The following is a 13,794-nucleotide window of genomic DNA, read 5'->3' as shown; positions in this document are numbered from 1 at the left end:
ATCACCGGTCGACCAGAATAGCCCGGAAATCGTTGATGTTGGTGCAGGTCGGCCCGGGCCGCAACAGGTCGCCGAGCCGCTCGAAGAAGCCGGTGGAATCGTTGTCGGCAAGAAACGCGGCGGGATCGAGGCCGAGGCCGCGAGCCCGTGCCAGCGTCGTCTCGTCGACGAAGGCACCGGCCGGATCGTCCGCCTTGCCGCCGCCGCCGTCGATGCCGTCGGTGTCGGCGGCGAGCGCCGCCACGCCGGACAGGCCGTCGAGGGCGGCCGCGAGCGCCAGCACGTATTCCTGGTTCGGCCCGCCGCGGCCCTTGCCACGCAACGTCACGGTCAGCTCGCCGCCCGAGAGGATCACGGCGCGGCGGTGCTGGGCGACGAACTCCTTGGCGATGGCGGCGTGCTGGGTCGCCACGGTGCGGGCCTCACCCTCCAGCCGGTCGCCGAGCAGCAGGCAGTCGAGCCCGGACGCCCGGACCGCCGCCTCGACCTGCTCGAAGGCGTCCTGCGGCCGTGCCACGATCTGGTAGTCGAGATCCGCGAAGGCCGGATCGCCGGGCTTGGGCGTCTCGTTCGCCGGGTTCTCCAGCGCGGCCTTGATCTCGTCCGGGATGTCGAGGCCGTAGCGGGCGACGATCGCGCGGGCGTCGGCGAGCGTCGTCGGATCCGGCACGGTCGGGCCCGAGCCGATCACGCTCGGGTCGTCGCCGGGCACGTCGGAAATGGATAGCGTCACCACCCTGGCCGGATGGGCGCGCGCCGCGAGCCGGCCGCCCTTCAGCCGGGAGAGATGCTTGCGAACCGTGTTGATCTCGCCGATCGTTGCGCCGCAGCGCAGGAGCTGGCGGGTGACGGCCTGCTTGGCGGCGAGCGAGATGCCCTCGGCGGGCGCGATCCAGTTGGCCGAGGCGCCGCCCGAGACCAGCACCAGGACGAGATCGTCCGGTCCGGCCGCGTCGGCGAGCGCCAGCGTCTTCTCGGCGCCGGCGAGGCCGGCCGCATCGGGCACCGGGTGCCCGGCCTCGACCACCTCGATCACCCGGCCCTTGCGGCCGTGGCCGTGGCGCGTCACCGCGATGCCGGTCAGCCGGTCCTTGGGCAGCCGCAGCTTGTCGAGATAATGCGCCTCGACGGCCTCGACGGTCGCGCCGGCGGCCTTGCCGGCGGCGAGCACCACGATCCGGCCACGCTCCGGAGGAGCCGGCAGTGCCGGGGGCAGGCAGACCGAAGGATGCGCGGCCGCGACGGCCGCCTCGTACAGCTTGACCAGCAGATCGCGGCTCGCGCTCATTGCAACCTCTGATGTTTTTGTCGGCGCGCCACGGCAGCGTCGCGGCACGCCGCGGAGCGTTCGCCTTATAAGGCCTCGCCGGAAGAAAGCATCCCGGAGAACTACGCTGGCACCGGGCACGACCGGCATGCGACCGGCGCGCGGCTGGCGGGCCCGCGCGGGCCACCCTATCTTGCCGATCAGCGGAGACCCATCATGACCCAGACCCCCGACCGTCCCGACCTGTCCGGTTCCCTCGACGCCCTCGATCCGGAGGTCCGCACCGCGCTCGAAGCCGCCGTGTTCCGCCGGCTGGTCGCCCATCTGCGCGACCGCACCGACGTGCAGAACATCGATCTCATGAATCTCGCCGGCTTCTGCCGCAACTGCCTGTCCAACTGGCTCAAGGACGCGGCGGATGCGACCGGCGTGCCGCTCTCCAAGGACCAGAGCCGCGAGGCCGTCTACGGCATGCCCTACGAGACCTGGAAGGCGACCTACCAGCGCGGGGCGAGCCCCGCCCAGCAGGCCGCCTTCGCCAAGACTCACACGCACGGCTGAGCGCGCCACGATCCACGGTCGAGGCTTTTCGCCCACACGGCCGGCTTTTTTGTGCGGGCGTGTGGATGATGTGGATCGCGGCCGTCCTGCCCTCGCGTCGCCTTGACGGGCGGGCAGAATTGGCCCGTATCAGCCGAAACACGTTTTCCGTCGAGGACCGACATGCCCGCAACCGCCGCCGCCGCCGATGCCCGTGCCGACAAGAATCGCGCGGAGCGGTTCGCCCAGGACCAGCTCCGCGCCTTCGTCGAGCGTATCGAGAAGCTCGAGGAGGAGAAGAAGGCGATCGCCGACGACATCAAGGACGTGTTCGCCGAGGCGAAGGGCAACGGCTACGACACCAAGGCGCTGCGCGCCGTGATCCGCCTGCGCAAGCAGGACAAGGACGAGCGCGCCGAGCACGAGGCGATCCTGGAGACCTACAAGGCCGCCCTCGGCATGATGTGAGGCGGCGAAGACGACCCCTCCCCGTCCTCACCCTGAGGAGGCTGCGAAACAGCCGTCTCGAAGGGCGAGGACGGCTCCCGGAACGTCGCCGTCGGCCGCATGGTTCGAGACGCGCTCCTGCGGAGCGCTCCTCACCATGAGGGTTGAATCAGCGCCATCGCCGGCGTGATCACGCCCAGATCGCCATGCGCAGGCCGTGGCGGTCGCGCGGCGGCGGATCGGGGAACGGCGTCGCGAGGCCGGTGCGAAGACGCCGCGCCGTGACGGCGCAGGCGAGCGCATCGAGGAGATCGTCCGGTCCGGCCCCCTTCGGCGGCGGCGCGTGCACCACGGCCGCCGGCAGGCCGGCGCCGATCAGCAGGTCGCGGCGGAGCGCGAGGCCGGGCGCGTAGGGCCGGCTCTTCACCTTCTTGGGCTCGGCGAGCGACGCCTCGCCGTTCATCCGCCAGAACGCCACCTCGGGATGCACCTCGAAGACGCGCGCCGCCAGCGCCGGGTCGGCGACCAGCAGCGCGTCGACCTCGCGGATCTTCGGCGCCAGCATGAACAGCTGCCGCGACACTTTTCGCGGTGGGTCGGAGCTGGCGAGCGCCGCCGCGCAGGCCGCGCCGTAGTCCGGCGCGTGGATGGCCGCCCGCGACGGCACCGAGAACACCGAGGACTGTCGCGCCCCGAGCAACGGCCGCACGGCGCTCTCCGCCTCGCGACCGCCGGGGCCGACGCGGTCGGGCAGCCCGATCGGCATGTCGACGGCGATCACGGCCGGCGCTTCCGGCGCCGCGACGATGTCGGCGAAGCGCCGCTCGACCCGCACCCGCACGGTGTCTCCAGTCGGCGCGACGAAAGCGGCGATCCAGCCGCCCGGGCAGCCGTCGACCCCGGCCAGCCATTGATCATCCATAAGCGCCCGTTCTCCCCATAGGGCGGCCCGCGCGGCCCGCTCCGAACCGCGACGATTCCTTGATCGGGGGAGGTTCCCACACCGGAAAAAAATGCTCTAGGGTCGCGGCGCCGCTCCGCCCCGCACCCCCGGCGCGAGCCCAAAACTTCCGGAGACAGATCATGACGATCCGACCGCGCCGCAGCGTGCTCTACATGCCGGGCTCCAACCCCCGTGCGATGGAGAAGGCCAAGACCCTGCCGATCGACGCCGTGATCCTCGACCTCGAGGATTCGGTCGCGCCCGACGCCAAGGGCGAGGCCCGCAAGCTGGTCGCCGAGACCGTCAAGGCGGGCGGGTTCGGCCGCCGCGAGGTGTTCGTGCGCGTCAACGGCGTCGACACGCCGTGGTTCAGCGACGACCTCGACGCCGTCGTGCCGGCCAAGCCGGACGTGATTCTCGTGCCGAAGGTGTCGAGCCCGGACACGCTGGAGATGATCGGCCAGCGCCTCCTCGACATGCACGCGGACAGCAAGGTCCGCATCTGGATCATGGTCGAGACGCCGCTGTCGATCTTCAACATCCAGGCGCTCGCCGCCTGCGCCAACGACACCGAGACGCGGCTCGGCGGCTTCGTGATGGGCACCAACGATCTCGCCAAGGAGACGCGGGTGCGCCTGGTGCCCGGCCGCGCGCCGATGACCGGCTGGCTCGCCACCTGCGTGCTCGCCGCCCACGCCTACGGGCTCGACATCGTCGACGGCGTCTACAACACGCTCTCCGACATGGAAGGCTTCGAGCAGGAGTGCCGCGAGGGCCGCGACCTCGGCTTCGACGGCAAGACGCTGATCCATCCGAACCAGATCGCGCCGTGCAACGCCGTCTTCTCGCCGAGCGCCGACGAGGTCGCGCTGGCCCGCAAGATGATCGCCGCCTTCGAGCAGCCGGAGAACCGCGGCAAGGGCGTCGTGCAGATCGACGGCCGCATGGTCGAGCGCCTGCACGCCGAGATGGCCCAACGCACCGTCGCCATCGCCGACGCGATCGGCGCGGGGTGAGGCGGCCAGCCGCCGATGTCGCACCGTCAGATGGAAACGCCTCTCCGGGTATCGGGCCTCGTGCCCCGGACAAGGCGCGTCAGGCCGCAGGCCTGATGCGCCGCAGAGCCGGGGCCCAGGGGCGGAACGACGGGCAGCACGGCGAGCTCCTCGCCTGATCGCTCTGGGTCCCGGTTCACGGCGCGTCGCCCCGTGCCCGGGACACGAGTCCTCGTGCGAGCCCACGTCCCGGACCGTTTCAGGGTCTTTGGCGCGAGCCGCGTTCCAAAAGGCTCCGCTTGGATATTACGCCGCCGCGGGCGCGGCCGGCGGCGCCGGGGTGGTCGGCGCCTCGGCGGCGAGCCCGGCCAGCACCGGGGCGAGCCGCTGCAGCAGCGCCGCCTTGTAGAGGGGCTTGGCGATGAAGTCGGTCATGCCCGCCGCGTGGCACGCCGCGGCGTCCTCCGGGAAGGCGTTGGCCGTGAGGGCGACGATCGGGATCCGGCTCCACGCGCCGCCGAGCGCCCGGATCTCGCGGGCCGCCGTGAGCCCGTCCATCTCCGGCATGCGCATGTCCATGAACACGATGTCGAAGGTGTGGGCGCGCGCCTGCTCGACCGCGTCGCGACCGTTGGCGGCGATCACTAGGGTCGACGGCACGCCCTGCAGGAGCTTGGCGAAGACGAGCTGATTGGTCGCGTTGTCCTCGGCGAGCAGCACGCGGATCGGCCGCGCTGCCGCGGCGGCGGGCGCCGTGATCGCCCCGCCGGCCGCGGCGGCGTCGACCGCCACCGGCGGCGCGGCCGTCTCGGGAATCCGCAGCGTCAGCGTCACCGTCACCGTGGTGCCGGCGCCGGCCTGCGACTCGACCCGGATGGTGCCGCCCATCAGGTCGAGGATGCGCTTGCAGATGGCGAGCCCCAGCCCGGTTCCACCGAACCGGCTGGAGATCGAGCGATCGGCCTGGCCGAACTCGGTGAACAGCCGGTCGATCTTGTCCGCCGCGATCCCGATGCCGGTGTCGCGTACGGTGCATTCGAGGGTCGCCTCGGTCGCGCTCCGGCCGGTGCAGTACATCTGCACCTCGACCGTGCCGGCGGCCGTGAACTTGATCGCGTTGTCGATCAGGTTGAGCAGCACCTGGCGCAGCCGCGCGCCGTCGCCGATCAGCTCGGCCGGCAGGCCGGGATCGACCAGCACGCGCAGCGTCAGGCCCTTGTCGTGCGCCCGCGGCCCGACGATGCAGACGATCTTGCCGACCACGGTGGCGGGCGAGAACGGCGCGGCCTCGAGCTCGAGCCGGCCGGCGTCGAGTTTGGAGAAGTCGAGCACGTCGTTGAGGATGCGCAGAAGGTCGCCGCCCGAGCCGGCGATCGTCTCGGCGAGATGGCGCTGCTCCGCGTCGAGCTTGGTGTCGAGCAGCGCCGAGGACAGGCCGATCACCGCGTTCATCGGCGTGCGGATCTCGTGGCTCATCATGGCCAGGAAGGCCGACTTGGCGGCGGTCGCCTCCTCGGCGAGCTGGAGCGCCTTCGCGGTGCGGTCGATCTGCTCGCGCAGGCTGCGCTGCACCTCCTCGTGCTCGTCGGTGGCGCGCTTCAGCGCCCGGATCGGGACCAGATAGGCGCACACCAGGATCACGGCGCCGGCCACGAGGCCGAGCAGCAGGACGAGCCCGGTCTCGATCAGCAGCGGCCAGAGGTCGGCGGTCGCCTGCACGGTGCCGACGGTCTGGCCCCGCACGACGATCGGCCGCTCGACCGCGTAGGTCGGCGAAGCGAGCGCCGGACCGGCCTCGGCCAGTTGCTGGCCCTTGGCATCGACGACCCTCAGGCTCTCGCCGATCCGGTAGTAGTTGACGAAGTCGGCGAGCCGGTGCGAGGCGAATCGCCAAGCGTCGCCCTGCGTGTAGGCATATTCGGCGATCCGACGCGCGGCCAGCTCGGCGCGGTAACCGAGTCTGCCCTCCTCCCTGCGATAGAGGTCGAGCCCGAACACCAGCGGTCCGACCAGGCCGGTGAGGATCGTGACCGCCAGCACGACCGTGCGGACGGAGCGGTTCAGAATCCTGAAGGCTTGGGACGGGCTCATCGCGCTACTCGACCGGAATGGCGCCGTAGGTCCGGAGCAGTCCGAGCCCGGCCGGTGATCGCAGATAGGACAGAAGGCGGGTCGTCTGCGGGCGCGGCTCGCCCGTCACCACGGCGCAGACCGCCACCCACAACGGATAGGTCCGGTCTTCCAGGGTGACGGCCCGCGGCTCGACGCCATCGAGCGCCACCGGCCGCAGATCGAGCTTCTCGGCGCGCAGCTGCAGCACGCTCATCACGGCGAACGAGCCTTCGACGCGCTGCGCCAGATCGGCGTTCTCCTGATCCGTGGTCGCGACCGGCACCCCCGAGCGGCCATAGGCGGTCTCCAGGGCCGACGCCATGGTCGGCTGGAAGGCGACCAGGTAGTCGTTCTCGGATCCGGCCCGGGTGCGCATGATCACGTTCAGCGGCTTGCCGTCCGGCCAGCGTGGCGCCGACTCGGAATAAAGGCGGGGCAGGTCGGCGCCGCGGAGGCCGGGCGGGGCCGGATGGGCCGACACGAAGGCGAGCGGGGTGCGCAGGCATAACGCCTCGACGAGCCCCTTGGCCCGCTCGGCGTCGGTCAGCCGTCGTCCCGTGAGGGCGATATCGACGGCGCGTTCCTGCAGGGCGCGCAGGCCCCCTGGGGTTCCGAGGCTCGGCAGCACCTCGACGATGGTCCCGGGCTCGGCGGCCGTGAACGCGGCGCCGATCTCCCGCATCGCGGCGAGCGCCATGCCGGTTCCGCCGATCCGCACCACGTCCGCGGCGGCGGCGGCAGGAGCGACCCACGATGCGAGCGCGAGCGCCGCGACGAAGAGACCGCGGCAGGCAGTCCTCCGGGGAACGAAGGCGGCACTCGCGAGTCCCACGGGGGACATCTCTCCTCCTGACGGCGCAACCACACGTATCCTAGTGAAAGCAGCCGGAAGGTCGAGAGCAGCCAGCAGAATACCGTTTCGACGACGTCCTTTTCCGCACCTTTCGTTCGGGCAGGCTAGTCCTGTCGGGCGGGCCGTGCCGCCCCCGGCTCGTCAAGCCGGGCTGCCGGCCCGCTCCAGGCCGGCCGTGACGAAGTTCACGGCCTGCGGCGCCGTCACGGCGGCGAGGATTTTTTCCATGATGCGGAAATAACCCAGGTCGATCGTGCCCTCCGCCGTGCCCTCGACCGTGCCGGCCGGATCGGCCGGGTCGAGGGTGAGGTCGAAGCCCTCGCCGGCGTAGCGCACGCGCGGGCCCGCGCCCGGGACCTCGAGCCGGACCACGCGCCCGGCGAAGCGTCCGACCATGCGCATGCCGCCCTCGATGCGCTCCAGGACGAACCCGTCGCGCCGGGGGGCGTCGTCGAAGGCCGTCCGGCTGCCGAAGAACATCGGCTTCACCAGATACGGGCCGCCGTCCTCCGGGCACAGCACGTCGCAGGTGCCGCATTCGTTGCAGGCGTCCGCGAAGGTGCCGATCTGGCGCGGCTTCTGCAGCACGAGCGTGCCGATCGGCTCGGCCGTCCAGCCGTCCGCCGTCTTCATCAGGCGCTCGATCGGCGTCTCGCCGGGCGGGATCGCGAAGGTGAAGTTCGCGTCGTTCGGGCACACCGGGATGCACTTGTCGCAGGTGAGGCAGTCGAACAGCACGAGGTTGGAGTTGATCTTCTTGGGCGGCGTCGCATGCTCGGCCGCATTGTAGCGGGTGCTCGCCGCGACCTGCGCCGCATAGGCCGTCGTGTTGAGGAGCCGCGCCGCCGACACCCAGGCCGCGAAGGCGCTGCCGGCCGCAGCGCGCAGATCGCCGCCGGCGGTCAGCGCCGCCTTGCAGGCGGCCGTCTGCTCGGGCGAGAGGCCGAGCGTGTCGAGTGCCGCCTCCGCCTTTCCGAAGGCCTTGATCACGTAGGTGTCGATGTCGTCGGCGCCGAGCTCGGCCATCCTGGCGGTCAAGACCTGGAAGAACCGGTAGCCGCGCCGATAGCCGCCCGGCTTCAGGAAGTTCGTGCAGACCGTGACGGGCGTCAGACCCAGCGCCACCGCATCGGAAAAATTGCCCTCGTCGATGCCGGCCGAGAAGGAGATCGGGAAGCGGTCGCCGAATTCCTTGCGGAAGCGGTCGACCAGCGCGATCGCGATCGGGTGCAGGGGCGGGCCGGACAGATACATGTTCGTCTCGGCGGCCGCGAAGAAGCTCTTGTGGTTGTTCACCACCAGCGTGTTAGAGAACTTCACGCCGAAGCGCCGCCCGAGCTTGTCCGCGAGGAGGCCGAGCCGGTCGACGAAGCCGGTCACCTGCGTCCAGGTCGCGTCCTTGTCGAAGGCGGCGTCCGGCACGGTCAGCTCGGTGTAGCCGAGTCTTTCGCGCAACAGCGTCGTGAGCTGCTCGCGGCCGAGCAGCGTCGGGTTCAGCTTGACGATGACGTCGATCCCGACCTCTTCCAAGAGGAAGGCCGCGATCTTCTCGATCTCCTCGGGCGGGCAGCCGTGGAAGGTCGACAGCGTCAGCGTGTCGGAGAGGCGGGTCGGGAAGGCGAGGTCGCGGAAGCGCGCCCATTCGTCGGGGATCTCGGCCCGCAGCCGCTCGACCACGGCGCTCGCGTCCATCATGCCGGCCATGAAGGCGCGCACCCGCTCCGACCGGATGCCGGCGAGGTCGTAGCCGACGCTCATGTCGAACACGGTCTCGTCGAGCCCCGTCACGACGCCGTCGGCCTTGAGCATCTCGATCAGCATCGCGGCCTTGACGTACTCCTCGAGCGACTGCTCGAGGGTGAGCTCCTGCGACCACTCGACGTTGAAGCCGACCGTCTCGACGTCGATGCAGGGGCGCGACAGCTCGAGACGATCCTTGATCTGGACCGTCTTCAGCTCGATCACGCGCCCGCCCGCGAGCCAGGACGAGACGATGTTCTGCGCCATCTGGGTGTGCGGCCCGGCGGCCGGCCCGAACGGCGTCGCGACGCGGCGACCGTGGAACGACACCGACAAGTCGCGTCCGGGCGCCGCCTGCACGAAGAACTTCTGGGGCAGATCGAACGCCGAGCGCTTGAGGGCGAGTTCGCGGAAGAGGCGGGTGCAGAGCACGCCGAGCGGAATGGGGACCAGATCGACCATGGCGCCGAAGCTCGCCGGGCCGCGGCCGGACCGCAAGTCGGGCGACTACGGACCGGGAAAACATCGCATCCGTAAGGGGTTCGCGGCAGCGCCAAAAAGCGCCGAAGAACCCCCATGGGAATACCGGAGCGGCGCCGCCGGCATGGCGGGCGCGGCCTCGCCGTGTTGCTGGCCGGGCGGGGCGCCGGTAGCGTGACGGTCATGACCGCGCTCCCCCCCGCCGCCGCGCCGCCACTGCCCCCTGGGGGACCATCGCGCGGCGCCTTCGCGCCGTTCCGGCATCGCGACTTCACGGCGCTGTGGAGCGCGACCGTCATCAGCAATGTGGGCGTGTGGATGTACAACGCGGCGGCCGGCTGGCTGATCGCCGTGCTCGACCCGCAGCCCCTCACCGTGTCGCTCGTCCAGGTCGCGACCATGCTGCCGATGGCGCTGGTGGCGCTGCCGGCCGGGGCGCTGGCCGACATCGTCGACCGCCGCCGGCTGCTGATCGTCGTCCAGGCGTCCACCATGGTGGCGTCCGCCCTGCTCGGGCTGATCGTGCTCACGGGCCTCGCGACGCCCGCTCTGGTGCTCGCCTTCACGTTCGCGGCCGGCATCGGCGCCGCCATGGTGGCGCCGGCCTGGCAGGCCGTGGTGCCGCAGCTGGTGCCGAAAGCCGATCTGCCGAGCGCCGTCGCGCTCAACAGCGTCGGCATCAACATCAGCCGGGCGCTCGGCCCGGCGCTCGCCGGTCTCGCCATCGCGGCGTTCGGCCTCGCCTCGCCGTTCCTGATCAACGCTGCCGGCTTCCTGCTGGTGATCGGCGCGCTGGTGTGGTGGCGGCGCAGGCCAGCCCGCGCCAGCCAGCTCCCCGCCGAGCGGTTCGGCAACGCCATCCGGACCGGGCTGCGGCACGCGCGGCGCAACCCGCATCTGCGCGCGACGCTCGCCCGCAGCCTCGGCTTCTTCGTCTGCGCCAGCGCCTACTGGGCGCTGCTGCCGCTGATCGCCCGCGACCTCGTCGCCGGCGGGCCGCAGCTCTACGGCCTGATGCTCGGCGCCATCGGGGTCGGCGCGCTCCTCGGCGCGCTGGCGTTGCCGCGCCTGAAGGCACGGCTCGGCGCCGACCGGCTGGTCGCGGGAGCGACGCTCGCCACCGCGGCGGCCCTCCTCCTGTTCGCGCTCGCCCGCCATCCCGCCGTGGCGCTGGCGGCGAGCGTGGTGGCCGGCGCGGCCTGGATCCAGGTGCTGTCGAGCCTCAACGTCTCGGCCCAGGTGGCGCTGCCCGACTGGGTGCGCGGCCGCGGGCTCGCCGTGTTCGTCACCGTGATGTCGGCCGCCATGACGCTCGGCAGCCTCCTGTGGGGCAAGCTCGCCGGGCTGATCGGCCTGCCGCTCGCGTTGGTCGTCGCGGCCGCCGGCTTGGTGGCCGCCATTCCCCTGACTCGGCGCGCAAAACTGCAGACCGGGCTCGGCGTCGATCTCTCGCCGTCGATGCACTGGCCGCAGCCGGTGCTGTCGCACGAGGTGGCGCCCGACCGCGGCCCCGTGATGGTGAGCGTCGAGTACCGCATCGATCCGAAGGACCGCGAAGCGTTCCTGGAGAAGCTCGCCGTGATGGAGCACGAGCGCCGTCGCGATGGCGCCTATGCCTGGGGCCTGTTCGACGACGCCGCGACCGAGGGTCGCTATGTCGAGACCTTCATGGTCGAGTCCTGGCTCGAGCATCTGCGCCAGCACGAGCGCATCACCCGCGCCGCCCGCGCCCTGCAGGACGAGATCCGCGCCCTCGTCCGCCCCGGCTCCCCGACCGTGACGCATCTGATCGCGACCGATCTTCCGCGCCGAAACGCGCGGCCCGAGGAGGCGGACGAGACGGCGTGAGCCGCCGCCGCCAGCCCCGAACTCCGCTCGTCCCCGCGAAGGCGGGGACCCAGGGCGACACGGCAAGACGCTCCTGGATGCCCGCCTGCGCGGACATGAGCGGAGCGTGAGGCGACGTGGGAGAGCCCTGATCTAAGGTGCGGCGACGTTCAAAATCACCTTGCCGGTGGTGCCGCGGTCGCGCAGCGCCGCGAGCGCCGCGGGAAGATCGTCGAAGCCGAACACGGCGCCGACATGCGGGCGGATCTTGCCTTGTGCCGCCAGCTCGGAGAGGCGGGCGCCGATCCGCGCCAGCATCGGCCCGTCATGGTCGGGATGGAAGTACACGCCGATCGCCGCGAGGCGCCGCAGCAAGAGCCGGTTGGCCGGAATCTGCGGGATGGTGCCGCCGGCAAAACCGGTGACCAGCAGGCGCCCGCCCCAGGCGAGCAGCCGCAGGAGATCCTTGCCCTCGCCGCCGACCGAGTCGAGCAGCACGTCGACGCCGCGCCCGTCCGTCGCCGCCATCACGGCCTCGGCGAGCGGCGTCGCGCGGTAGTCGATCGCGACGTCGGCGCCGTGGCTCTTCACCAGCGCGCATTTGTCCGGGCCGCCCGCCGCGGCGAGCACGACGGCGCCGAGCGCCTTCGCCACCTCGACGGCGGCGAGCCCGACGCCGCCGGCCGCGGCCGTGATCAGCACGGTCTCGCCCGGTCGCACGACCGTGCTCTCGGTCAGCGCGACGAGCGCCGTCGTGGTGACGATCGGCAGCGCCGCGGCTTCGGTCGGCGTCAGCCCGTCCGGCACCCGCATCGCGAGGCTTTCACGCAGCACCGCGTAGTCGGCGAAGGCGCCGGTCTCGACCTTGCCGGCGACCCGCGTGCCGACCGGGATCGTCACGCCCGCGCCCACCGCCTCCACGGTCCCGGCCAGCTCCTGCCCCATGGTGAAGGGCCGCGCCGGGCGCACCTGATAACGGTCGTCGGCCATCAGGAGGTCGGCGAAGTTCAGCGCCGCCGCCTCGACCCGCACCAGCATCTCGCCCGACCCCGGCGCCGGTCGCGGCACTTCGCCCGGCGCGAGCCCGTCGATCCCCGGCGCGAGCGAGCGCCAGGCGCGCATCGTGGTGGTCATGACGAAGCCCCTCCGGCCGATCCGGCGCACCGGATCTCGACCAGAACTGTCGCGCATTCACTCACCGGGCGACAAGAGGGCCACGGTGTCGCGCCGTCGCGTTTGCAACGCCGGCGTCACCGCTCCAGCGATGCCCGGATCGCCAGCAGAGCGCGTTTCAGGATAGGAAGGTCGTGGGTGACGGCTTTCCAGATGATCAGACTGTCGACGGTCTGATACTCGTGGCGGAGAATGTTCCCGATCCCGGCGATGTCCTTCCAGCGGACCTCCGGGTGCCGCGCCTTCGCGTTGGCGCCGATATGCCGGCTCGCTTCCGAGATCACCTCGATGCCGCGCTCCACGGCGGAGCGAAGAAGCCACGACCCGGCATAGTCGTCGAAGCTGACGCCGGCGAGCGCCTCCTCGATTCCTCGAATGCTCTTGAGCATGTCGTGGATGCGCAGGAGTGGCGAGCGGTCGGGCATCAGAAGACGCGCAGGGCCGTTTTCTCGACCTCGGCCCGGATCAGCGGATGCAGGCCCCGGCGCGTGGTGAGATCCACCCGAACCCCGAGCTGCTCCTCCAGATGACGCTTCGCGGCCACAAGATCGAAGGCGTTGAAGGGGCCCTGGGGATCGTAGTCGACGAACACGTCGACGTCGCTCGCCGGCCCGATCTCGTCGCGCAGGGCCGAGCCGAACAGATACAGGGACGTGACGCCGAGCGCCTTCACGGCGTCGGCCTCGGACCGCAGCCGGTCCAGAACCTCCGCCCTGGACCTGGGCTTCAGGGATGCGGACGTCGTCGTCATGAGCCGAGCGTATCACAGGCGCGCGGACGTCATCAAAGCCCGAAGCCCCTGGCCGCGGCCCGCGTCGGTCGCCGGTGCGGTCTCACGCCTCCGCCGGCCGGCCGTGATCGCTGGAATCCCGGCCCGCCACCAGCGCCAGCACGCCCTCCACCACGCTATCGCCGTTGAGCGGCTGCTCGATCAGGGGAACCCCGGCGTCGGCGGCGGCGCGGCGCAGGCGCAGGCTCGGATCGGCCGTGATCAGCAAGGCGGGCAGGCGGGCGCGGCGGCGGCGCAGCCGCGCGACGAGATCGAGCCCCGCCATGTCGGGCAGCCGCGCCTCGGTCACCACGCAGGCGAGGTCGGCGAGATCGTCGGAGGACAACAGGTCGGCCGCGCAGGCAAAGGCGCGCACCGCGAAGCCTTCCACCCCGAGCGCGAAGCGCAGCGCGTGGCGCAACGCCGGGTCGCCGTCGACGACCACGATGGTCGGCAGGGACGCGGCGTCGCGGTGATCGCCGGCGCCGTTCGGTGTGGCGCCGTCGCGCGCGGGGTCGTTCCGGGCCGGATCGTTCCGTGTCATGGCGCTGGACCACGGGCTCCGCCGATGGCCGCGCGCGTCCGACGCGCGGCGGCGTCTCGATTGGATCGGGCCGCCGCCGCTCGCGGCGCGGATGCCGGCGGGGA

13 protein-coding genes are annotated in these 13,794 nt (G+C 71.6%); 4 read left to right on the top strand and 9 right to left on the bottom strand.

Features of this window, described 5'->3' with window-relative positions:
- Position 1: 1 nt before the first annotated feature.
- Positions 2 to 1,288: a glycerate kinase type-2 family protein gene (locus CCR97_RS21215; protein ID WP_111359098.1), complete on the bottom strand. Its 1,287-nt coding sequence runs from the start codon at positions 1,286 to 1,288 to the stop codon at positions 2 to 4.
- A 195-nt stretch (positions 1,289 to 1,483) separates the two neighbouring features.
- Between CCR97_RS21215 and CCR97_RS21210 the strand changes: the two genes are divergently transcribed.
- Positions 1,484 to 1,828: a DUF1244 domain-containing protein gene (locus CCR97_RS21210; protein WP_111359099.1), complete on the top strand. Its 345-nt coding sequence runs from the start codon at positions 1,484 to 1,486 to the stop codon at positions 1,826 to 1,828.
- 162 nt (positions 1,829 to 1,990) lie between these two features.
- Positions 1,991 to 2,275, top strand: coding sequence for a DUF2312 domain-containing protein (locus CCR97_RS21205; RefSeq protein ID WP_111359100.1), 285 nt, complete (start codon positions 1,991 to 1,993; stop codon positions 2,273 to 2,275).
- Between the two features lie 169 nt (positions 2,276 to 2,444).
- Here CCR97_RS21205 and CCR97_RS21200 read toward each other — a convergent pair whose 3' ends face one another.
- Positions 2,445 to 3,176, bottom strand: coding sequence for a DUF429 domain-containing protein (locus tag CCR97_RS21200; RefSeq protein ID WP_111359101.1), 732 nt, complete (start codon positions 3,174 to 3,176; stop codon positions 2,445 to 2,447).
- A 161-nt stretch (positions 3,177 to 3,337) separates the two neighbouring features.
- Between CCR97_RS21200 and CCR97_RS21195 the strand changes: the two genes are divergently transcribed.
- Positions 3,338 to 4,213: an HpcH/HpaI aldolase/citrate lyase family protein gene (locus CCR97_RS21195; protein WP_111359102.1), complete on the top strand. Its 876-nt coding sequence runs from the start codon at positions 3,338 to 3,340 to the stop codon at positions 4,211 to 4,213.
- 285 nt (positions 4,214 to 4,498) lie between these two features.
- Here CCR97_RS21195 and CCR97_RS21190 read toward each other — a convergent pair whose 3' ends face one another.
- The 3 genes from CCR97_RS21190 to CCR97_RS21180 all read right to left on the bottom strand — a co-directional run bounded on the left by CCR97_RS21190 (position 4,499) and on the right by CCR97_RS21180 (position 9,359).
- Positions 4,499 to 6,283: an ATP-binding protein gene (locus tag CCR97_RS21190; protein WP_201159817.1), complete on the bottom strand. Its 1,785-nt coding sequence runs from the start codon at positions 6,281 to 6,283 to the stop codon at positions 4,499 to 4,501.
- A 4-nt stretch (positions 6,284 to 6,287) separates the two neighbouring features.
- The gene (locus tag CCR97_RS21185) at positions 6,288 to 7,145 is read right to left on the bottom strand and encodes a substrate-binding domain-containing protein (RefSeq protein WP_111355582.1); all 858 of its coding nucleotides are present in this window, start codon (positions 7,143 to 7,145) and stop codon (positions 6,288 to 6,290) included.
- 153 nt (positions 7,146 to 7,298) lie between these two features.
- Positions 7,299 to 9,359: a glutamate synthase gene (locus tag CCR97_RS21180; protein ID WP_111355587.1), complete on the bottom strand. Its 2,061-nt coding sequence runs from the start codon at positions 9,357 to 9,359 to the stop codon at positions 7,299 to 7,301.
- Positions 9,360 to 9,560: 201 nt separating this feature from the next.
- On the opposite strand from CCR97_RS21180, the gene CCR97_RS21175 reads away from it, so the two are divergent.
- Complete coding sequence (locus tag CCR97_RS21175; protein ID WP_111355586.1) at positions 9,561 to 11,225, top strand: MFS transporter; 1,665 nt, start codon at positions 9,561 to 9,563, stop codon at positions 11,223 to 11,225.
- A gap of 132 nt (positions 11,226 to 11,357) precedes the next feature.
- Here the strand turns inward: CCR97_RS21175 and CCR97_RS21170 are convergent, their stop codons facing one another.
- From CCR97_RS21170 to CCR97_RS21155, 4 genes are all read right to left on the bottom strand, one after another.
- Positions 11,358 to 12,338 (bottom strand): NADPH:quinone oxidoreductase family protein, encoded by a 981-nt coding sequence (locus CCR97_RS21170; RefSeq protein ID WP_170145691.1) that lies wholly within the window; start codon positions 12,336 to 12,338, stop codon positions 11,358 to 11,360.
- Between the two features lie 116 nt (positions 12,339 to 12,454).
- Positions 12,455 to 12,802, bottom strand: a complete 348-nt coding sequence (locus CCR97_RS21165; protein WP_111355580.1) for a HepT-like ribonuclease domain-containing protein — start codon at positions 12,800 to 12,802, stop codon at positions 12,455 to 12,457.
- Positions 12,802 to 13,050: a nucleotidyltransferase family protein gene (locus CCR97_RS21160; RefSeq protein ID WP_338049123.1), complete on the bottom strand. Its 249-nt coding sequence runs from the start codon at positions 13,048 to 13,050 to the stop codon at positions 12,802 to 12,804. Before CCR97_RS21160 ends, CCR97_RS21165 begins: the two co-directional genes overlap by 1 nt.
- A gap of 160 nt (positions 13,051 to 13,210) precedes the next feature.
- Positions 13,211 to 13,690 carry a response regulator gene (locus CCR97_RS21155; RefSeq protein WP_111355578.1) on the bottom strand — a complete coding sequence of 160 codons (480 nt, stop codon included), beginning with the start codon at positions 13,688 to 13,690 and terminating at the stop codon, positions 13,211 to 13,213.
- Positions 13,691 to 13,794: the final 104 nt, after the last annotated feature.

The organism is Rhodoplanes elegans (assembly GCF_016653355.1).
Classification (GTDB): Bacteria; Pseudomonadota; Alphaproteobacteria; order Rhizobiales; family Xanthobacteraceae; genus Rhodoplanes; species Rhodoplanes elegans.
This window is presented reverse-complemented; position numbering and strand designations above follow the sequence as displayed.